Origin of the sequence: Flexivirga endophytica, assembly GCF_014640635.1 — a bacterium.
Lineage (GTDB): Bacteria > Actinomycetota > Actinomycetes > Actinomycetales > Dermatophilaceae > Flexivirga > Flexivirga endophytica.
In genome coordinates this window covers 71,903-92,857 of record NZ_BMHI01000002.1, presented here as the reverse complement: position 1 = coordinate 92,857, position 20,955 = coordinate 71,903, and the positions used below count along the sequence as shown (strand labels likewise).

19 protein-coding genes are annotated in these 20,955 nt (G+C 67.0%); 11 read left to right on the top strand and 8 right to left on the bottom strand.

Annotated features, from left to right (window positions below; translation table 11 throughout):
* The first annotated feature begins 22 nt into the window (after positions 1-22).
* From IEX71_RS05420 to trxA, 8 genes are all read left to right on the top strand, one after another.
* Positions 23-505, top strand: a complete 483-nt coding sequence (locus IEX71_RS05420) for an NUDIX hydrolase (protein ID WP_188835986.1) — start codon at positions 23-25, stop codon at positions 503-505.
* Positions 456-2,969, top strand: coding sequence for a DUF6049 family protein (locus tag IEX71_RS05415; protein WP_188835985.1), 2,514 nt, complete (start codon positions 456-458; stop codon positions 2,967-2,969). The genes IEX71_RS05420 and IEX71_RS05415 overlap by 50 nt, the downstream gene beginning before the upstream one ends.
* Entirely contained in the window at positions 2,962-4,809 is a 1,848-nt protein-coding gene (gene murJ / locus IEX71_RS05410; protein ID WP_188835984.1) for a murein biosynthesis integral membrane protein MurJ, read from the top strand. Before IEX71_RS05415 ends, murJ begins: the two co-directional genes overlap by 8 nt.
* Positions 4,810-5,013: 204 nt before the next feature.
* Positions 5,014-6,798: a protein kinase family protein gene (locus IEX71_RS05405; RefSeq protein WP_188835983.1), complete on the top strand. Its 1,785-nt coding sequence runs from the start codon at positions 5,014-5,016 to the stop codon at positions 6,796-6,798.
* Complete coding sequence (gene sigM / locus IEX71_RS05400; protein ID WP_188835982.1) at positions 6,795-7,352, top strand: RNA polymerase sigma factor SigM; 558 nt, start codon at positions 6,795-6,797, stop codon at positions 7,350-7,352. Before IEX71_RS05405 ends, sigM begins: the two co-directional genes overlap by 4 nt.
* A gap of 141 nt (positions 7,353-7,493) precedes the next feature.
* Complete coding sequence (locus tag IEX71_RS05395; protein WP_188835981.1) at positions 7,494-8,201, top strand: RsmA family anti-sigma factor; 708 nt, start codon at positions 7,494-7,496, stop codon at positions 8,199-8,201.
* Positions 8,202-8,367: 166 nt separating this feature from the next.
* Positions 8,368-9,345 (top strand): thioredoxin-disulfide reductase, encoded by a 978-nt coding sequence (gene trxB / locus IEX71_RS05390; protein ID WP_188835980.1) that lies wholly within the window; start codon positions 8,368-8,370, stop codon positions 9,343-9,345.
* Positions 9,346-9,403: 58 nt separating this feature from the next.
* The gene (gene trxA / locus IEX71_RS05385; RefSeq protein WP_188835979.1) at positions 9,404-9,733 is read left to right on the top strand and encodes a thioredoxin; all 330 of its coding nucleotides are present in this window, start codon (positions 9,404-9,406) and stop codon (positions 9,731-9,733) included.
* A gap of 735 nt (positions 9,734-10,468) precedes the next feature.
* On the opposite strand, the gene IEX71_RS05380 is transcribed toward trxA, so the two are convergent.
* The 8 genes from IEX71_RS05380 to rpmH form a co-directional block, all read right to left on the bottom strand.
* The gene (locus IEX71_RS05380; protein WP_188835978.1) at positions 10,469-11,581 is read right to left on the bottom strand and encodes a ParB/RepB/Spo0J family partition protein; all 1,113 of its coding nucleotides are present in this window, start codon (positions 11,579-11,581) and stop codon (positions 10,469-10,471) included.
* Positions 11,578-12,657, bottom strand: a complete 1,080-nt coding sequence (locus IEX71_RS05375; protein WP_373284589.1) for a ParA family protein — start codon at positions 12,655-12,657, stop codon at positions 11,578-11,580. Before IEX71_RS05375 ends, IEX71_RS05380 begins: the two co-directional genes overlap by 4 nt.
* Before the next feature lie 159 nt (positions 12,658-12,816).
* A complete protein-coding gene (rsmG, locus tag IEX71_RS05370) occupies positions 12,817-13,581 on the bottom strand; it encodes a 16S rRNA (guanine(527)-N(7))-methyltransferase RsmG (RefSeq protein WP_229749497.1) in 765 nt (254 codons plus the stop codon).
* Positions 13,582-13,591: 10 nt separating this feature from the next.
* A complete protein-coding gene (locus IEX71_RS05365) occupies positions 13,592-14,158 on the bottom strand; it encodes a Jag family protein (RefSeq protein WP_188835976.1) in 567 nt (188 codons plus the stop codon).
* 117 nt (positions 14,159-14,275) lie between these two features.
* Positions 14,276-15,271, bottom strand: coding sequence for a membrane protein insertase YidC (yidC, locus tag IEX71_RS05360; RefSeq protein WP_229749496.1), 996 nt, complete (start codon positions 15,269-15,271; stop codon positions 14,276-14,278).
* A 68-nt stretch (positions 15,272-15,339) separates the two neighbouring features.
* Complete coding sequence (gene yidD, locus IEX71_RS05355) at positions 15,340-15,618, bottom strand: membrane protein insertion efficiency factor YidD (RefSeq protein WP_229749495.1); 279 nt, start codon at positions 15,616-15,618, stop codon at positions 15,340-15,342.
* Between the two features lie 4 nt (positions 15,619-15,622).
* Positions 15,623-15,970, bottom strand: coding sequence for a ribonuclease P protein component (gene rnpA, locus IEX71_RS05350; RefSeq protein ID WP_188835975.1), 348 nt, complete (start codon positions 15,968-15,970; stop codon positions 15,623-15,625).
* Between the two features lie 30 nt (positions 15,971-16,000).
* Positions 16,001-16,138, bottom strand: a complete 138-nt coding sequence (gene rpmH / locus IEX71_RS05345) for a 50S ribosomal protein L34 (RefSeq protein ID WP_188835974.1) — start codon at positions 16,136-16,138, stop codon at positions 16,001-16,003.
* Positions 16,139-16,618: 480 nt separating this feature from the next.
* Here rpmH and dnaA point away from each other — a divergent pair, with 480 nt between their 5' ends.
* The 3 genes from dnaA to gnd all read left to right on the top strand — a co-directional run bounded on the left by dnaA (position 16,619) and on the right by gnd (position 20,947).
* Positions 16,619-18,049, top strand: coding sequence for a chromosomal replication initiator protein DnaA (gene dnaA / locus IEX71_RS05340; RefSeq protein WP_373284563.1), 1,431 nt, complete (start codon positions 16,619-16,621; stop codon positions 18,047-18,049).
* A gap of 782 nt (positions 18,050-18,831) precedes the next feature.
* On the top strand, positions 18,832-19,962 hold the full coding sequence (gene dnaN, locus IEX71_RS05335; RefSeq protein ID WP_188835972.1) for a DNA polymerase III subunit beta: 1,131 nt from the start codon (positions 18,832-18,834) through the stop codon (positions 19,960-19,962).
* A 37-nt stretch (positions 19,963-19,999) separates the two neighbouring features.
* Entirely contained in the window at positions 20,000-20,947 is a 948-nt protein-coding gene (gene gnd / locus IEX71_RS05330) for a phosphogluconate dehydrogenase (NAD(+)-dependent, decarboxylating) (RefSeq protein ID WP_268235941.1), read from the top strand.
* Positions 20,948-20,955 lie beyond the last annotated feature (8 nt).

The following is a 20,955-nucleotide window of genomic DNA, read 5'->3' as shown; positions in this document are numbered from 1 at the left end:
GAGCGCGGTTTAGAGTGTCGAGATGAGCCTCTATCCGCCGCGCGCCGACCGCCCCGTGCGGCGGCTGCCCGCTGTGGAGGAGACCTCGGCCGGAGGCGTCATCATCGACGTCGCGGGCGGTTTCGCCTGGATCGCGCTCATCGCACGCCACAATCGGGCCGGCCGGCTGGAGTGGTGTCTGCCCAAGGGGCACGTCGAGCCCGGCGAAACACTGGTCGAGACCGCGGTTCGCGAAGTCCAGGAGGAAACAGGCATCATCGGACGTGCCCTGGTGACCCTCGGCACGATCGACTATTGGTTCAGCACCCCGCAACTACGCATTCACAAGCGGGTCCATCACTACATGTTGGAGGCACTCGGTGGCGAGATCAGCATCGACGGCGACCCCGATCACGAGGCCGTCGACGCGCGCTGGTTCCGCCTGGACCGAGTGCAACGGAAGCTGACCTTCCCCAATGAGCGACGCATCGTCCAGACCGCCTGGCAGCACCTCGTCCCGGCATAGAGCAACGGGCACCGCCGCATTCCTCGCGCTGCTGCTCGGCCTGTTCTCCCTCAGTTTCACCCTCGGTGTGCCGCACGCGGCCGCCGACACCTCCAGCACGGCCCGCATCAGTCTGAACGCCAACACCCCGGCGGTCTCGTCGTCCGGCGAAGCGGTCACCGTCACCGGGACCATCACCAACACCGGCTCGGAGCCGATCGATCACCCGGTCGCCCACGTCTCGGTCGGGAGCCGACTGCTCGACACGCGGGCCACCGCCGAGCGATGGATGTCCGGCAAGCTCGACATCCCGCTCAACGAGATCGCCAGCAACGACGAGTCGACGTCACTCGGTGCCGGCAGCAGCACGTCGTTCGCGGTCGACATCCCGGGCAAGAAGCTGAAGTATCCCTACGGGCTCGCGTCGCTGCCGCTGACCGTGACGGTCACCGACGGCGCCTCGTCGGCCGCCTCCGCCATACGAGGTATGACGCGCAGCACCCTGCAGTTGCAGAACGGCACCGCGCGGTCGCCGTTGCAGGTGAGCATCGTCGTACCGCTGACACTGCCGGCCGACTCCGACCTCTTCGGACCCACCGGGGCAGCCCGCGCCGCCGCGTGGGAGCACGCCCTCGGTCCGGACTCGAAGGTGCAGCGCACGCTGGACGCGTTCCAGGGACAGCCGGTGATCTTCGCCGTCGACCCGGCGCTGATCGACCCACCGGCGCCCGCCGACGACAACGTGCCGTCCGCGACCGCGACCCCGTCGGGCAGCTCCTCGAGCTCGCCGTCGGGTTCCTCGAGCGGCGACGGCTCGGACGGTTCCTCCGGCAGCGGCTCCAGCACGCCGGACCCGACCAGCACCGCATCCGGCGACAGCACCGGGTCGACGTCGACGCCCGACGGGCAGACCTCGGACGGGCAGACCTCCGACGGGCAGACCTCCGACAGCGCCTCCGGTGGCGCCTCCGATGGCGCCTCCGATGGCGCCTCCGATGGCGCCTCGGACACGACGTCGAGCTCGTCGTCGTCACCGACCAGCACGGCCCCGCCCACCACACCGCAGGGCAAGGTCGCCGCGGCGGTCAACGGCTTCCGGGAACGGCTGACGTCGCTGGACGACGGTCAGTCCGTGTGGTGGCTGCCCTCGGACGATCCCGACCTGACGGCACTGCAGCAGCTGGGCGACTCCGGCAAGCAGCTGGCCTCCCGGGACTTCTCCCGCGACCTGCCCGACGGGCTCGAGCAGGTCGGCGACACCCGGGTGATCTGGCCGACCGGCGACCTGACCGGTGCGGCGGTGACGTCATACGCCAAGGACCTCGCGAAGCGCAGCAAGAACCCCGCGGTCGCGCTGCTGCCCGATCGGACGGTCGGCAGCAGCCAGACCGGCACCGCCACGCACCGCGTCGCCGGCACCTCAGGTGTCCTGACGTATGACGAGCAGCTGTCCCGTCTCTTCAGCAGCTCCACGACCTCTCCGGGCACGCAGACCGGCCGCCTGCTGACCCAATTGATGGCCCTCTACCTGCAGTCGCCGGGCACCCCGCGGTCGTTGGCACTGACGGCCCCGCGCAACGGCGGCGCCAACCCCGTGCAGCTGGCCGCCCAGGTGGGCGCGCTGCGGGAGGCGGGCTGGATGTCGCTGCGATCCGGCACGGAGACCACGGCTGCGCTGCGCAAGGCACCACGGACCACGTTGCTGAAGACTCCGCGCAAGGGTGATTCGACGCCGAAGACCCCGAAGCCCGCGGTCACCGCACCGGAGCTGGCCGAGCTGGCGGAGGCGCGCACCCGGCTCACCGGGCTGCGGAGCGTCCTGGTCGGCGGCGACGATGTCATACCACCGCGCATGCGAGGTCTGGACATCATCGGCTCGACCCGGTGGCGTGGTGCAAGCGCCAAGCTGGCGGCGGTGGCAGACCGCAACACCACCGCTGTCGGCGCCATGTTGCGCAAGTTGTCGATCCGGTCCTCGACGATCAACTTCTTCGCCGACTCCGGCGACATCAGCGTCACCGTCTCCAACGAGCTGAACCGTCCGGTCCGCGGGCTGCAGCTGCACCTGCAGCCGACCAAATACCTCATCCGGGTCACCGACTCCGTGGAGAAGGTCGACATCGACGCCGTGTCCCGCGCCACGGCGCACTTCCACATCGAAGCCGTCGGTGGCGGCACCGTCCCGATCGACGCCTTGTTGAGTGCGCCCAACGGCATCCCGCTGACCGATGCGGACTCGCCGTCGCAGCTGAAGATCAACGTTCACCCGACATCGGGGTGGATCATGTGGGTGCTGGGCGTGCTCGCCGGACTGATCCTCGCGATCGGCCTCTGGCGCGCCGTACGACGTGGTCCCCGGACCGCTTCCGAGCCGGGAGCCACCGACACGCCGACGCCGAACGACGCCATCGTCGACGCCGGCCAGAAGTCACCACACCAGACAGACGACGCCGAATACGACGACGAGGGCACCGCCGATGAATGACGAGAGCCGACCCAGTCTGGGTCAGCTGTACGCCGAGTCGGACCTGCGCTCCCGGGTGCCGCAGAACGCGCCGGACAACCAGGGCAGCCTGGGTTCGTTGTATGCCGCCTGGATGGGCGAGGACTCCGGCTATCTGCCGATGCCGGACCCGCAGGTCATCCAGGCCCGCAAGGACGCCATCGCGCGCGGGGAGGACCCGGACGCGCTGCCGCAGGCCGCCATACCGGCCGAGGGCCCCGCCGCCGAAGGTGGCATCGGGCGAGCCAGCGCCGTCATGGCACTGGGCACGCTCGCATCGCGAGCGTTGGGGTTCCTGCGCACGATCCTGCTCGCATCGCTCGTGGTCGGCGTTGCCGGAAACGTCTGGGACAGCGCCAACACGCTGCCGAACCAGATCTATCTGCTGCTGGCCGGCGGTGTGATCAACGCGGTGTTGGTACCGCAGATCACGAGGGCGCTCAAGCACGAGGACGGTGGTCAGGCTTATACGGACCGGGTGATCACGCTCGCGATGTCGATCCTGCTCGGCGCCACGGTCGTCTTCATGGTGGCGTCGCCGCTGATCTTCAAACTCGGCTTCCTCAGCGCTACCGGTGATACCTGGAAACTCGGTATTGCCTTCACTCTGTTGTGCATTCCGCAGTTGTTCTTCTATGGCCTCTACACACTGTTCGGGGAGATCCTCAACGCGCGCAGTAGGTTCGGCGCGCCGATGTGGTCGCCGGTCCTCGCGAACGTCTTCGCGATCGCCGGCATCGTCTGGCTGCTCATGCAGTACCCGAACCACCCGATCAACGACCCGTCCGACTGGACCACGTCGATGATCGTGGTGCTCGGTGGTTCCACAACCCTCGGCATCGTGGCGCAGGCGCTCGTGCTGATCGTCCCGCTGCGACGTTCCGGATACACCTGGAAACCGAACTTCTCGTTCCGCGGCGTCGGCCTGCGCAGCACCTCGACGGTCGCCGGTTGGGCCTTCGCCGCGGTGATCGTGCAGCAGATCGGCCTCTACCTGGTCAACAGCAACATCCTGACCGCCGTCCCGTCGGCCAAGCTCGCTCAGACCAACGCGTTCCTCTTCTTCATGCTGCCGCACTCGCTGGTCACGCTGAGCCTGATCACCGTCCTCTTCACCCGCATGTCACGGGCGGCGCACGAGGGCCGCACGTTGGCCGTCACCCAGGACTCCGAGCTGTCGCTGCGCCTATCCTCGGTCGCCACCATTCCGTCGACCATCGGAATGCTGGTGCTCGCCGGCCCGCTCACCGGCTTCTTCTACCCGAATGTCGCGACGGCCGTTGAGCGACAGTCGATCGCATTGCTGATCGGCCTGGTTCCGTTCACGGTGTGTGTCGTCGTCCAGCGCGCGTTCTTCGCCTACGAGGACGCCAGGACACCCTTCAAGATGCAGGTGTGGTGCACGCTCATCACTGCTGTGCTCGCATTGCCGTGCATGTTGTTGCCGGACCCGTGGATCGGCTTCGGTGTGAGTCTCGCCGGATCGATCGCCTACTTCGCCGAGGGTGCTCTCGGCTATCGCTGGCTGCGCAATCAGCAACTCCCACAACTCCGCATGGTCGGAGTCGCGCAGACCTGGACCAGGCTGGCGGTCGCTTCGCTGCTCGCGTTGGCCGCCGCGTTCGCCGTCCGCTTCCTACTCAGCGAGCTGATCGGGACGGACTCACGACCGACGAATTTCGTCATCCTCGTCGCGACCGCGGTCGTGTTCGCCGTCCTCTACGTCCTCTTCTCCCGCCGCCTGCACGTCAAGGAGGTCGAGGAACTCCTCGACGCGGTCGGCAGCAAACTCGGTGGCGCCCGGCGGTTGGTCGGTCGCTGACCACCCACCGGACGGAGCACCCCGGAGCATCTCACCGGAGCCCCACCACGACGGCTGATCGGTCATACTGGCGCGTGTCCTCGCGGGACCGCGTCCCCTGCCTCTTAGGATGTGGCCGGTGCGTGGACGCCGTCGGCGGCCACGGATCATCATCGGTGCCGCATCCTCGCGGCATACGAACGGCGAACAGGGAGCCTGGAGTCAGTGCAAGCCATCGGCGAAAACACCGTGTTGGCACAGCGCTACACGCTGACCCGGAAACTGGCCGGACGACCCGAACAACAGCTGTGGATCGGGACCGACTCCACCCTCGGGCGTGAGGTCACCGTCACCGTTTTCGAGGCGGACTCACCACACGCCGAGGCGGCGCTGGACAGCGCCCGCCGAGCCGCCGGTGTCGAGGACCGGCACCTGCCCCGCGTGCTCGACGTCGGCAGCGAGGACGGGGCGGCATACGTCATCACCGAAGCCCTGCACGGTGCCGAGTCGATAGCGGCCATGCTGCAGTTCGACCCGCTGCCCGCCGAAGAGGTCCGCCGGATGATCGGCGAGGCCGCCAGCGGACTCGGTGCCGCCTCCGCGCGCGGCCTACACCACCTGCAACTCACCCCGCACGACATCGTCACCTCACCGGACGGCGCGGTCTCGGTGCTCGGCCTGTCGACCGACGCCGCCCTCGCCGGCGCCGACGAGCTGTCGTCCGAGGAGGCCTCCCGCGCCGACACGGTCGCCCTCGTGCAGATCGCGTATGCCGGGCTGACCCGGCGCTGGCCCGGCGATGAGCCGGTCCCGGGTTTGCAGGACGTCAATCGCCGGGCCGACGGAGAGTTGCCCGCACCCAGTGAACTGGTCCCAGGCGTCCCCGGCGACCTGGACACGCTGTGCCGGACCACCCTGGGCGCCGACGAGGGCCCGCGCACACCCGGCGAGCTCGCGCGTCAGCTGGCGCCGTGGTCGTCCGAGCGGGTCACCACCTCCACCCGGCGTACGACGGGATCCGGCGGCGACACCGCCGCGACGCTGCGCGCTGTGCCCGGTGGGGACCGCCGTCCTTCCGCGGAGCCGACAGCGCCGGTCGCGGCACCCGTCGGCACCGATGGCCCCGACTCGTCGGAGCCGACCGGTTCTCCGGACTCCCCGGGCTCCGCAGAGGGCTCCGTGCCCGCCAAGGTCGCGCTGCCGAAGGCCTCCGTCGCCACGGCGACCGACGACGACACCGCCCAGCTGTCACGGTCGGACCTCGAGCAGGCCCGCGCACGGTCGGCCGGCGCACCGGTCACCCATGACACCGACGATGACGACTACGACCCGTCGTTCACCGAGCTGGAGCCACCGGTCCCGGGACTGGACGGCCACTTCGAGCCCGACCACCAGAGCAGTCGGCTCGCGCTGCTGCTCGTCGTGCTGCTCGTCGTCATCGCGGTGATCTTCGCCGCCATCGGCCTGCGGGGCATCGGCGGGTCGTCCGGCCCCGACGAGACCGCTTCGGCCGCCGCGTCCCGGTCCGCCAGCGCGTCCGCCTCCGACTCGAAGAGCAAGACGGTCAAACCGCAGCCGACCGCCAAGCCGCTGCAGATCCAGCGCACGACGTCATACGGCATCAACGGTGGGGACAACTCCGGGCAGGCCGCGAAGGCCACCGACGGTGACCAGGGCTCGGCCTGGACCTCCTACGACTACAACACCGCGGACGGTCGCGGCGGTGGCCAAGGCACCGGACTCCTGCTCGACCTCGGTAGCGTGAAGTCCGTGGACAGCCTGAAGATCGCCACGTCGGGCGGTCCGTCGACGATCGAGATCTTCGTCAGCGACAAGATCGAGCCGGTCAGCACGAGGGATCCGGAGACCACCCTCAAGGGCAAGGGCACCCAGACCGCCCACCTCGACGGTGTCGACGCCAAATACATCACCATCTGGGTCACCAAGCTCAGCAAGCAGGACAACGGCAAGTTCCAGGAGCAGATCAACGACGTCAAGGTGTACTCGTGACCGATCTTGCCGAGACCAGCGACCGCGAGTTGCTCGCGGCGCACTGCTCAGGGGATCCCGACGCGTTCGGGGAGCTCTTCCGGCGGCACAAGGACCGCATGTGGGCGGTGGCGCTGCGCACCACTCGCGACCCGGAGATCGCCGCCGACGCCGTCCAGGACGGCTTCATCTCCGCCTTCCGCAGGGCGGACTCGTTCCGTGGCGATGCCCAGGTCACCACCTGGCTGCACCGGATCATCGTCAACGCCTGCCTCGACCGGTTGCGCCGGATCAAGCCGACGTCGGAGTTGCCCGAATACGACCTGGCCGACCGGCACGACGTGCACGGCAGCACCGTCATACGCCTGGACGTACAGGAAGCACTCGGCAAGATCCCCGAGGGCCAACGGTTGGCGCTGACCCTCGTGGACATGCAGGGGCTGCCCGTCGCCGAAGCCGCCGAAGTGCTCGGTGTGGCCGAGGGAACCATCAAGTCTCGGTGCGCGCGCGGCCGCACGGCACTGGCCGAGCTCCTGCGCGACAAGCACGGAGACGGATACACCGGCGAGACCTGATGGTCGATGGAACCAACCGGTCCGCGTGCTCGTCGGACCCACGACTGATGTTGGACCCCTCACCGCCGAACTGCTTCCCCGCAGGACGGAACCACCGCCGTGCATTCGTCGTCTCAGCTACTGAACCGATTGGAGGAAGCCGTGACGACACCTCCCGATGACTTCGAGAACGACCCCACGGGCATGCGTGATCTGCTCCGTTCGCTGCCCGACCCCGGGCCGATGCCACAGGACGTCGCCGACCGGATCGCCGCTGCCCTGGCGGCAGAGCACGCGGGCCGCGCCGAGGACGACCGCAGCAACGTGACGCCGATGACGCGCACCGGACGCAGTTCCAAGCCCGCCGGCCGGCGCTGGATGCAGGCGGTCGGCGGTGTGGCCGCTGCTGCTGCGGTGGCCGCGGTCGCCGTCGTCGGCATCAACAGCCTGCAGCAGGACAACGCCCCAACATCGGCCGTGCCCTCCGGTGGCACCCACCGCTCCGTGAGCACCGACGAGTTGGCCGACCGCGTCCAGGTCGAGAGCACCGGCACGTCATACACCGGCGCCTCCTTCAACACCCAGGCGGCGAGTATGGCGACCGGCAGCAAGACCAGCCGGATCCCGGCGCAGGAGCTGCTCACGCAGTTCGGCGCACTGACCAAGCCACGCGCCATCATCGGCTGCGTGCGCACCGTCGGCGGATCGCTGCTCGACGACCCGTCCAGCATCAAGGTCGACCTCGCCACCTATGACGGCAAGCCAGCACTGATCGTGGTGGTGACCGACGACGGCAAGCGCACGGCGTTCGCGGTCTCCTCCAGCTGCAGCAAGGGCGACAAGCCCTACGCGGCACCGCGCTCGGTCTGAGCTGCCTCCGAACGCCGCGTGGGTCCAGCCCACGCGGCGTTCGTGTGTGCTGCGGCACACCGTGCAGGAGCAGCCGTATGGCGTGGAACATTCGCGACATACCATCTGTTGTGCTCTACGAGCCCGCCGTGAGCCGGGCTCCCAGTCGACCTCGAAGGACCCACCCGTGAGCGAGCCTCGCAACCTGATCATCATCGGTTCCGGCCCGGCCGGCTACACCGCCGCTGTGTATGCCGCCCGCGCCAACCTGCACCCGCTGGTCTTCGAAGGCTCCGTCACGGCCGGTGGCGCGCTGATGAACACCACCGACGTCGAGAACTACCCGGGCTTCGCCGACGGCATCATGGGCCCCGAGTTGATGATGCAGATGCGTGAGCAGGCCGAGCGGTTCGGCGCCGACCTGGTCCGCGACGACGTCACCGCTGTCGAGCTCACCGGCGACATCAAGCGCGTCACCGACGGTGAGGGCAATGTGCACGAGGCCCATGCCGTGATCCTCGCGATGGGTTCGGCATACCGCGAGCTGGGCCTGGAGGACGAGAAGCGACTGTCCGGGCACGGTGTCTCCTGGTGCGCCACCTGCGACGGCGCCTTCTTCCGTGACCAGAACATCATGGTCGTCGGCGGTGGCGACTCCGCCATCGAAGAGGCCACCTTCCTGACCCGCTTCGCCAAGCAGGTCACGGTCGTGCACCGCCGCGGCGAGTTGCGGGCGTCCAAGATCATGGCCGACCGGGCGCACTCCAACGACAAGATCGACTTCGCCTGGAACAGCCAGGTGACGGGCATCCACGGCGACCCCAAGGTCAGCTCGGTCACGCTGACCGACACCGAGACCGGCCAGACCCGCGACGTCGACACATCCGCCGTGTTCGTCGCCATCGGACACCTGCCCCGCAACGAGCTTGTCGTGGGTCAGGTGAACACTGACGACGAGGGATATGTGCTGGTCCAGCAGGGCACCACGGCCACCAATCTGCCAGGCGTCTTCGCCTGCGGCGACCTGGTCGACCACACCTACCGTCAGGCGATCACCGCGGCCGGCTCCGGTTGTGCCTCGGCACTCGACGCCGAGCGGTTCCTCGCCGCACGGGACGAGGCGGGCGCTCCGGCGACGGATGCTGCTCAGTCCGTCAGTGTCTGAATTACTCTAGTTACCAACGACTTTCGGCATACACACACAATTGAAAGGAGCATCCGAGATGGGTGCGAACACCAAGGAAACCTCCGACGCCACGTTCGAGGCCGACGTTCTCAAGAGCGACAAGCCGGTGCTCGTCGATTTCTGGGCGCCCTGGTGCGGACCGTGCAAGATGATCGCTCCGATCATCGACGAGATCGCCGCGGCCAACCTCGACAAGCTGACCGTCGTCAAGCTCAACACCGACGACAACCCGGCCACGTCCGCCAAGTACGGCATCACCGGCATCCCGACCCTGAACGTCTACCAGAACGGCGAGGTCGTCAAGAGCATCGTCGGCGTCATGCCGAAGCCGAAGCTCGTCAAGGAGCTCGAGCCCTTCATCGGCTGAGCTTCCCACCGCTTCACCGGCGGCGCTGCCCAATCCTGTTGGGTGGCGCCGCTTTTCGTTTGCGCGGTGTCTCTCTTGACCTTGTGCCTGGCTGGGTTCGGGGTGCTGCGCCCGCCGCGTCGCCGGTCTCACTCCGCTGCGTTCCGCTAGCGCTCCACTTCGCTGCATAGGCCCGGCGCCACGACGACCCCAGCACGCCCTTCGGTCGCCGAATCCTGTTGGCCTGCAAACACATTGGGCGACTCGCCCCGTCGTGAGTCGGCGGGCCTCGGGCGACGTACAGCAGCTGCCGACTCGGTGGGTCAGGGTCCTCGTGTCCATCGCCTATCGGACGGTCGGAGTCCTTGCCCGCACCTGAGTCTTGCGACGAGGAGTAGGTGCGGACCAGTATCCAACGACCACAAACGATTTCGCCCACCCACAAGACAACCCTCCGGGACACGATCGGGTGCGAGGGTCACGGGGAGACCCAGCGTCCGAGCTAGAGGCGACCAACAGATGCTGTCAACAAGCGACCAGATCTGGTGACGATCGGGGGCGGCGGGTGCGTCGTCGACCCGGGCCTATGCAGCGAAGTGGAGCGTTAGCGGAACGCAGCGGAGTGAGACCGGGGCGGCGGCGTAGCCGTCGCCCACCCAGGCAACCAAGGAAGTCAGGATTCACGTGAAACACGTTGATAGCCAACAGTTTTCAGAGGACCGGGCGTGACAGACCGCACTCGACCGGCCACCAAGATCAGGAGCGTTGGACGCCGAGCTGATCCATGATCCGGTTGAGGTCCTCGACACTGGCGAACTCGACGGTGAGCTTGCCGCGGCTCTTACCGAGCGAGATCTTCACGCGGGTGTCGAGCTGGTCCGACAGGTTGGAGGCGAGCGAGTCCAGCTGTGGGTGGTGCTGGCCGGCGCGCGGGGAGCGACGAGTCGCCTTCTCCTTGTCACCGCCGAGCGACACGATCTCCTCGGTGCTGCGTACGGACAGACCCTCGGCGACGATGCGTTGTGCCAAGCGTTCCATCGCAGCTGCGTCGGCCAGGCCGAGGAGCGCACGGGCATGGCCTGCGGACAGCACGCCGGCGGCGACGCGTCGCTGCACCAGTGCCGGTAGCTTCAGCAGGCGTAGCGTGTTGCTGATCTGCGGCCGCGAGCGGCCGATGCGGCCGGCGAGCTCTTCGTGCGTGCAGTCGAAGTCGTCCAGCAGCTGGCCGTAGGCGGCGGCCTCTTCGAGCGGGTTCAGTTGCGCACGGTGCAGGTTCTCCAGCAACGCGTCGCGCAGCATGTCGTCGTCATCGGTGCTGCGGATGATCGCTGGGATGGTGGCCCTGCCGGCACCCTTACTGGCGCGCAGCCGCCGCTCGCCCATGATGAGCTCGTACGTCACACCGGCTTCTGCAGCGTTGTCCGCAGGAAGGCGGCGGACCACGATGGGCTGCAGCACGCCGATCTCACGGATGCTGTGGACCAACTCGCCGAGCTCGTCCTCGTCGAACACAGTCCGTGGCTGGCGCGGATTCGGTCGGATCTGGTCCACCGGCAACTCGGCGAACGTCGCACCGGGAACTTCCTGCAGTTCGTCGGTGCCGTTATCAATGGCGGCAGCGTCGTCATCCAGAGCCGTGTCGGCCGTGTCCGATGTGGGACTGGCGGTGGAATCGTCGGGATCGGCCGCTGCGGGACCAGTCGTGTTTCCCGTGAAACGTTCCTCGGACTCGGCCGCTCGCGCTGCGGCAACCGTGGAGTTTCCGGGGAAGAAGACGTCAGACGGTCGAGGTGCCCCGGTCGTCGGCGCCGGTGCGGTCGGGATCAATGCGCCCAGGCCGCGCCCGAGTCCACGTCGTTTATCGCTCACTCGTCGATCTTAGTGCCTTGAGCGGCCAACTCTTTCGCTGCCTCCGAATACGACAACGCGCCGCTGCTCGAGGGGTCGTACGTGAGCACCGTCTGCCCGTGGCTCGGCGCTTCAGAGATGCGCACGGACCGTGGGATCGATGCCTTGAGCACCTGGTCGGCGAAGTGTGCGCGCACCTCGTCCGCAACCTGGGCGGACAGGCGGGTCCGGGCGTCATACATCGTGAGCAGGATGGTCGACACGTGCAGCCGTGGGTTCAGGTGGGCACGGATCAGCTCGATGTTCTTGAGCAGCTGACTCAATCCCTCCAGCGCGTAGTACTCGCACTGAATCGGGATGAACACCTCTTCGGCGGCGACGAACGCATTGACCGTCAGCAGCCCGAGGCTCGGCGGACAGTCGATGAGGATGAAGTCGAAGCGACCGGCGGCACCAGGCTCACGCTGGTATTGATCGATCGCACGCTTCAGTCGTGATTCACGTGCAACGAGCGACACCAGCTCCAACTCGGCACCGGCCAGGTCGATGGTTGCCGGTGCGCACCACAGGCCGGGGATGTCCGGGCATTCCTGCAGTACGCCGGCCAGCTCATCGTCCTCGACCACTACGTCGTAGACGCTGGGGACTTCGGCGTGGTGCGGTATGCCGAGCGCGGTGCTGGCATTGCCCTGCGGGTCGATGTCGATGACCAACACCTTGAGACCGAACTGCGCCAAGGCCGCCGCTATGTTCACCGTGGTCGTCGTCTTCCCGACTCCGCCCTTCTGGTTCGAGATCGTCAGAACCCGCGGCTGAGCCGGCGGCACCACCTTCCCCGCAGAAAGTTGTGCACGCCGTCGTGCCTGATCAGCGAGCTCATCAGCCAACGGTGAGGTCCTCGGTGTCTCGTCCACCAGAGGGAGATCGTCGGCCGCAGTCTCTGCGGCGGATGTTTCACGGGAAACAGCGCCGGTGTCGGTGACGGTTTCACGGGAAACGTCAGTCTCCCTCGGGGCTGACGCGGGCTCCGTCAGCGCGGTGGCCGCAGGGCTGGCCGGGACCGGCCGCAATGCACCGACCTGGACCGTCGGCTCAATGACTGCCGCATTGCGCCAGCCCACCGGCTCAGCTGTCTTGGGCGTGGCCGCGGTTCCTTGCCACCCCGTGGGCAGCGATGTAGTGCTCACCGTTCGCCTCTTCCGTTCGTCGTGTGCGTCGGCCGCCTGGAGCTTCCGGCTCGATCAGTCTGCCGTTCCTCAGCGACCAGTGCGACCGCGCCGCTTCTTCGCGGACTTCTTCCCGCCCTGGGCGGCGCCCTTGGCACCGCTCTTACTCAGTCGTTTGGGGGTGCCCACTGCCAGCCGGGCCACCGTCGTGGGCTCCGTCAGCACCTCTGCACCGCATTCGATCACATCGATGTCGGTGACGCCGATCGAAGCCAACAGATCTCGGCTCTGTGCGATCTCCTCAGCGACCGAGGAGCCCTTCATCGGCAGCCACCAGCCGCCCGGACGTACCAGCGGCACAGACCACACGGCCAGATTCTCCAATGCCGACACCGCACGTGACGTGACGACATCGGCCGGCGCGATCTCATCCCACAGCGCCTCAGCCCGTCCGCGCACGACCGTGACATTCGACAACTCGAGCTCTTCGACCACGTCGTCCAACCAACGAACACGCCGCAGCAACGGCTCAACGAGCGTGACCGAGAGGTCCGGTCGACGGATAGCGATCACCAGGCCCGGCAGCCCGGCGCCGCTGCCGACATCCACCACGGTGCTGTCCCTGGCGATCAGATCAGTGATGACCGCACAGTTCAGGACGTGACGCTCCCACAGACGAGGCGCCTCCCGCGGACCGATCAACCCGCGGATCACTCCCGATCCGGCGAGCAGCTCGGCATACGCGCGTGCCAATTCCAGGCGATCCCCGAAGATCACCGACGCCGCGGCTGGAGCCGCAGGCACGTCAGCGGTCTCCAGACCGCCCTGGTCGTGCTGCGGGGGATCGTGTTTCACGTGGAACGCCTCAGTCGTCGGCGGGTAGAACCACCACGAAGCGCCGTGGCTCGGCGCCCTCGGACTCCGAACGGAGCCCACCTGCGAGCACCGCGTCATGCACGACCTTGCGCTCGAACGCAGACATCGGGTCCAGCGCCACGCGTTGGCCGTCTTCCTTGACGGCAGCGATCGCATCCTCGGCAACCTTGACCAGTTCGGCCCGGCGGTCGGCGCGGAAGCCCGCGACGTCCAGCATCAGCCGGCTGCGGTTGCCGGTCTCGGCCTGCACCGCCAGCCGCGTCAATTCCTGCAGGGCGTCCAACACCTTGCCGTTCTGTCCGACCAGGCGACGCGGCACCCGACCGTCCTCGGAATCGACGATCGAGACGGACGCACGGTCTCCGTCCACGTCGACGTCGATGTCGCCGTCCAGGTCGGCGATGTCCAGCAATGTCTCGAGAAAGTCCGCCGCGATCTCCCCTTCGCGGTCGAGGTCCACGGCATTCCCGGACCCGGTCGGCACGGCTTCGTCCTGCTTCGAGTCGGCCAGCGCCTCAGCCGAGGATGGGGCGCCGTCGGTGCTCACGTCAGTCATTCTTACTCCCGGTGCATTGTGCTCGCGTTGATCTGGGGCGGCGGTCCGGGCCGCCAGGGCCGGAACCGCCAGCAGCGGCCGAGGCCACGGCCGCTGCGACGAAAAGATGGTGATGGGTCAGCGTTTCCGCTTCTTGTTGTTGCGTTTGGGTTGGACCCGTTGACCGCCGGATTTACCGGCCGTGCCGCCGTCAGCGGTGACCAGCCCGGGACTTCCAGGTGGCGTCTTGGACTTCGCCAACTCGACCGAGGGGTCGTCCGACGCGCCCTCGTCGTCCTTGTTGTGCAGGCCCGGAATGCTGAGCTTGGTGATCGGCTTGCCCTTGGCTGCACGGCGCTCTTCCAGCGCCTTCTCTGCCGCGGAGCCCGGCGCCGGCATACGACGAATCGTGTAGAACTGCTGGCCCATCGACCACAGGTTGGTGGTGACCCAGTAGAGCAGGATGCCGATGGGGAAGTTCGGGCCGGTGATGAAGAAGAACAGCGGCATTATGTACATGATGTACTTCTGCTGCTTCGCCATCGGATTGTCGAGGGCGGATGCCGGCATGTTCTTGCGCATCAGCTGGTGCTGAGTCGTGAACATCGTCAACGCCATTAGGACGATCAGCACCGCTGCCAGGATGCGCGTCGCGCCCACGTCCGACTGACCCGGGTGCAGGAATCCCGCGGACAGCTGCACACCGAAGAGGGTCGACTGCTCCGCCTGGTGGGCCGCAGACTGAGTCATCCAGCCGATCGGGTCGTGGTGACCACTGCCGATGTCCTTCAAGCGATCCAGCACCCGGAACAGCGCGAAGAAGAACGGTGACTGGATGAGCATCGGCATACAGGACGAGAAGGGGTTGGTGCCCGCCTTCTTGTAGAGCTCCATCGTCTCCTCAGTCATCTTCTGACGAGACTCGGCGTCCTTCTTGCCCTTGTATTTCTTCTGGATCTTCTGGATCTCGGGCTGGATCAACTGCATTCGCCGTGAGGACTTGATCTGCTTGACGAACAACGGGATCAGCATGATCCGCAGGACCAGCACCAGACCGACGATGGACAGCGCCCAGGTCCAGCCGTTGGCGGCCGGCAGACCGATGGCGGTGAAGATCTTGTGGAACCCGACCATGACGAAGGCGACGAACCATTCGAGTGGGTACAGGATCGTGTCGAAGAAGTCGTAGATGGCGCAGTCCTTCAGTTGAGCGGCGCCGGCGCAGGTGAGCCGGTGTCGTCCGCGGTGACAAGAGGCGGAACGTGGTCGACGCCGCCAGGGTTCCACGGGTGGCAGCGAGCCAACCGACGCAGCGTCAGCCAGCTTCCCTTGAAAACCCCGAACCGGGTCAACGCCGTGATCGCGTATGCCGAGCAGCACGGCGTGAACCGGCAGCTCGGGGGAAGCAGGGGTGAGATGAGGATCTGATAGAGCCGCACGACCCAGATCAGCGGCCGTGCGAGCATCCGCGTCAGCGACATGAGGTCACCGTCGCCGCTTGATCGCGGCACTCAGCAGACCGTCCAGGTCGTGTCGCAACTCGCTCGCTGCCGCGGTCCCGGCTGCAGGATTGGCGCGGACCACGACGTCGGTCTGATCCGGCAGCGATGGCAACAAGGCAGCCATCCGATGCCGCAGCACCCGCTTGGTGCGATTGCGGACAACGGCGTTGCCGACGGCTTTGGAGACCACCAGGCCGACCCGCTGGGACTCGGCCTCGGAGGTCGCCACTGTCACGACCAGTCGAGGACCTGCTGCCCGGCCCGAACGACGACTGCGCAACACTGCGGAGAAATCCGCACTGTCACGCAGTCGATGGTTCGTCGGCAGCACTGTTGCCCGGCTGACGCTGAGCCGAAATCCTCAGGCCGAGATCTTGGAGCGGCCCTTGGAGCGGCGCGCCGACAGGATCGAGCGGCCCGCTCGGGTGCGCATCCGCAGACGGAAACCGTGCACCTTGGCACGCTTACGGGTGTTGGGCTGGAAGGTACGCTTGCTCACTGTCGTCTCCGTCGGGATGTGCGGACCCAGGGTGGGCCCGATCGAGCGTCGGTCATTTGGGGTCTTCGTCGTGATCGGCGGTGTCTGGCCGACCACCTGCCGGAAGGAACCGTGCTGGTCCAGGCAGGCGTGAGCGAAGAAGGCTCCCGCTCACGATACGGGCCGCTGCTCCACAGGGTCAAACCGAGCACGACCGACGCCATCGAGTGCCCAAACCACTCAGCCAACGCCGCGGCCGTCCGGTCCGCCAGCCGCCACGCCGAGCACGGCGAAAATTCTTGGCTCTCCGGCTTGCCGGGCAGGCGTCCAAGTTGTTAGCGTCGGCGTCTTCCAGGTCGGGGTCCCGCGCTGTGCGGCCATGCCGCCCTCACTCATTCACAGCCTGTGGATAACTATGTGGATTAACGGCGTAGCATGTCTGTCGACGAGCCCGCTCGCACCGATTATCGGTACGCCAACTGTCAGGGAGGACACAGCGCTGTGAGCGAACCGGACATCGACCTCGCTCACGTTTGGCACGGTGCAATGCTGGGGATCGAGGACTCCGGGATCCCCGCACGTGACCGCGCTTACCTGCGACTGGCCCGGCTCGCCGGCCTCGTCGGCGACACCGCACTGCTGGCGGTTCCTTTTCCACAGACCAAGGTCTTCGTCGAGACCACGCTGAGCGAACCCATCTGCAAGGCGCTCGGTGAGCAGCTCGGCAGTGAGATTCGTCTCGCGGTCACGATCGACGAGAGTCTCCGCCCGGCCGAGGACGAGGTTGTCGAGACGCCCCGCCCGGCGATGCCCGAGCCGCAACCCGGCGCCGACGAGGACCTGTTCACCAATGCGGCCGCCCGCCAGCGGACACCGGTGACGACCGAGCCCGCCCAGGACGCCCGGCTCAATCCGAAATACACCTTCGACACGTTCGTCATCGGCGCCGGCAACCGGTTCGCCTGCGCCGCCGCCCAGGCGGTCGCCGAGACGCCGGCCCGGTCCTACAACCCGTTGTTCGTGTATGGCGACAGTGGTCTGGGCAAGACGCACCTGCTGCACGCCATCGGCAATTACGTGCGCAACTACTACCCGCACATGCGCGTGCGCTACGTGAACTCCGAGGAGTTCACCAACGATTTCATCAACTCGATCCGTGACGACAAGGCCTCGAGTTTCCAGAAGCGCTACCGCGACAACGTCGACGTGCTCCTCATCGACGACGTGCAGTTCCTGCAGGGCAAGGACGGCACGCAGGAGGAGTTCTTCCACACCTTCAACGCGCTGCACAACAGCGAGAAGCAGATCGTGCTGACCTCCGACCAGCCGCCGAAGATGCTCTCCGGCCTGGAGGACCGCATGCGGTCGCGCTTCGAATGGGGCCTGACCACCGATGTGAAGCCGCCGGACCTCGAGACGCGCATCGCCATCCTGCGCAAGAAGGCGGTCGCCGACTCGATGCAGATGCCCGATCAAGTGCTGAGCCTGATCGCGAGCAAGGTCCCCAGCAACATCCGCGAGCTCGAGGGTGCGCTGATCCGGGTGACGGCATACGCCTCGGTTTCCAACCAGCACGTCACCGAGGAGCTGGCCGGTCGAGTGCTCAAGGACCTGATGCCCAGCGCGAGCTCGGGGCAGATCAGTGCGACCGCGATCATGCGGCAGACCGCCAAGTACTTCGGGCTGTCGGTCGAAGAGCTGTGCGGGTCGTCGCGTTCGCGCACGCTGGTCAACGCCCGCCAGATCGCGATGTACCTGTGCCGTGAGCTGACCGACCTGTCCCTGCCGAAGATCGGCCAGCAGTTCGGCGGCCGCGATCACACCACGGTGATGCACGCCGACCGCAAGATCCGCCAGCTGATGGGTGAGCGAGCGCACCTCTACGAGCAGATCAGCGAGCTGACCACACAGATCCGTCGCGCCACCGCCTGACGCCGGTCCACCGATCGTCCACACCGCCCTCCACAGCTTCTGTGCAGGGCGGTGTTCTCGTATGCCGCGTGTTGTATGGCGCTCCCTCCGTCCCGCGCAGGCCGCCGATCGCGGCATTCCCGCCGGGTCCGAACGACACGGACCGCTCGGACGGGTGAAACCGGCCCCGCCAGCCATCCACACCCTGTGGATAAACATGTGGGCAGACGGTCCCCTGTGACGAATGTGACCACGCCGGATCCTCCACACCCACCGGTGGGCGAAGGCCTCAAACCTGTGCAAAACACCGGTGATCACACCCGCCGGCCTGCGGACGAACTGTGGACAACCGTCGTCATCCACCGAAGGCCGAAGTTGTCCACAGTCGCCGTCACCAGGTTGTGCACACCCCGCACGCACGGTATGCCGCGCTCAGCAACGGTTGTCCACAGTTTCCACAGGTGCTACTACTCCTACGTACGGGAGAGAGATGGCGTTTTCGCCATTGCCGACTGGGGATTTCGTGCCGCTGAGAAAGCCCTCCGGCATGTGACACCTCGATCGAGCCCACTGCTCCACCGGATGTCATCCCGGACACGTCCCTGATGCGACACCGCTGCTCGACAGACATGCCCCCGTGGTGGCGGGGCCGCCGTTCCGCCGACTAGTGTCATCCTGCGCACCGGCCTCGAGAGATGCCCCGGCCGACGGCGTGCACCACGCCGTATGGCGCACCGTCATACTTTGTCGGAAACTTCGAAGTTTGTTCTGAACAAGCCTCCCTGAACAAGGATGGTTAGTACGTGAAGCTCATCGTCGATCGCGATGTCCTGGCCGAAGCTGTGACCTGGGCCGTCCGCGGCCTGTCCAACCGGCCACCGGTGCCGGTGCTCGCGGGTGTGCTGCTCGATGCCAGCACCGACGGCCTCACCCTCAGTGCCTTCGACTACGAGGTGTCCGCGAAGGTGACCGTCGACGCACAGGTCGACGAGCCTGGCCAGGTGCTGGTCCTCGGGCGCCTGCTGGCCGAGATCTCCCGGTCGCTGCCGAACAAACCGGTCACCATCACCGCCGACGAGCACAAGGTCGAGCTGACCTGCGGGTCCAGCCGCTTCTCGCTGCAGCAGATGCCGACTGCCGACTACCCGACGCTGCCCACGTCTCCGGAGCCGACCGGATCGATCGCCGGTGACGTGTTCACCCAGGCGGTCTCCCAGGTGGCCATCGCAGCCGACCGCAGTGACACGCTGCCGATCCTCACCGGAGTGCGGCTGCACATCGAGGGCGACAAGATCAGCCTGCTCGCCACCGACCGCTACCGCCTCGCGCTGCGCGAGCTGACGTGGAACCCCACCGACACCGGTGCCGAGCAGACCGCGCTGATTCCCGCGCGCACGTTGCTGGACACGGCCAAGGCGCTCGGCGCCTCCGGCTCGGTCCAGGTCGCGCTCGGCTCGGCCGCCGGCGGCGACGGGCTGGTCGGCTTCGAGGCGGGCCAGCGTCGCGCGACGACCCGCCTGCTCGACGGCGAATACCCGAAGGTCTCCTCGATCTTCCCCAACAGCGTCGACTCCGTCGCGGTGATCGAGACCGCGGCGCTCACCGAGGCCGTCAAGCGCGTCTCGCTCGTCGCCGAGCGCAACACCCCAGTGCGGCTGCGGTTCTCCGAGGGCCAGGTCTCGATCGAGGCCGGCCAGGGCGACGACGCCCAGGCGTCCGAGGCCGTCGAAGCGACGCTCACCGGCCCGGAGATCGAGATCGCCTTCAATCCGCAGTTCCTGCTCGACGGACTCGGCGCCCTCGGCACCCAGTTCGCCCGTATGTCGTTCACCCAGCCCAAGAGCCCGGCGGTCCTGTCGGGTCAGGCCGAGGCCGACGGCGACGCGGACGAGTCCTACCGCTACGTCCTCATGCCGGTGCGCTTCGCGAACTGACCTTCCGGACGTTGGCCTGGCAGGGCCGGAGTAGCGTCTGGGGCGAACCACATCCACGAATGAAAGGCGCGGCATGCAACTCGGTTTGATCGGCCTGGGCAAGATGGGCGGCAACATGCGCGACCGCCTCAAGGCAGCCGGGCATGAGGTGGTCGGCTACGACACCAACCCCGAGGTCTCTGACGTCAAGGACCTGAAGGAACTCGTCAGCAAACTCGACGCGCCGCGCCACGTGTGGGTGATGGTGCCGGCCGGCAAGATCACCCAGTCGGTCATCGACGAGCTCGGCGGCTTGCTCGAAAAGGGCGATCTGATCCTCGACGGGGGCAACAGCAAGTTCACCGACGACGCCAAGCACGAGAAGGAACTCGCCGAGAAGGGCATCGAGTTCGCCGAGTGCGGTGTCTCCGGCGGTGTGTGGGGCAAGGAGAACGGCTACGCGCTGATGGCCGGCGGTTCCGACGCCAACATCGAGCGCATGATGCCGATCTTCGACGCCCTGCGGCCCGAAGGACCGCGCGACGAGAGCTTCTGCCACACCGGGGAGGTTGGTGCGGGCCACTACGTGAAGATGGTCCACAACGGCATCGAGTACGGCATGATGCAGGCGTATGCCGAGGGCTATGAGCTGCTCGAGGCCAAGGAGATCGTCAACGACGTCCCGGCCGCATTCAAGGCGTGGACCCGCGGCACCGTCGTGCGCTCCTGGCTGCAGGAGCTCATCTCCGCAGCTCTGGAGAAGGACGGGGACCTCTCCGAGATCGAAGGCTTCGTCAACGACTCCGGTGAAGGTCGCTGGACCGTGCAGGAGGCTGTCGAGTACGGCGTTCCGATGCCGGTCATCTCCGCCTCACTCTTCCAGCGGTTCTTCTCCCGTCAGGGCACCGACTCCCCTGCGATGAAGGCCGTCGCCGCCATGCGCAACGAGTTCGGCGGGCACGCCGTCACCAAGAAGGGTGAGAAGGGCGTCATCACCGACCATTAAGGCGCCGG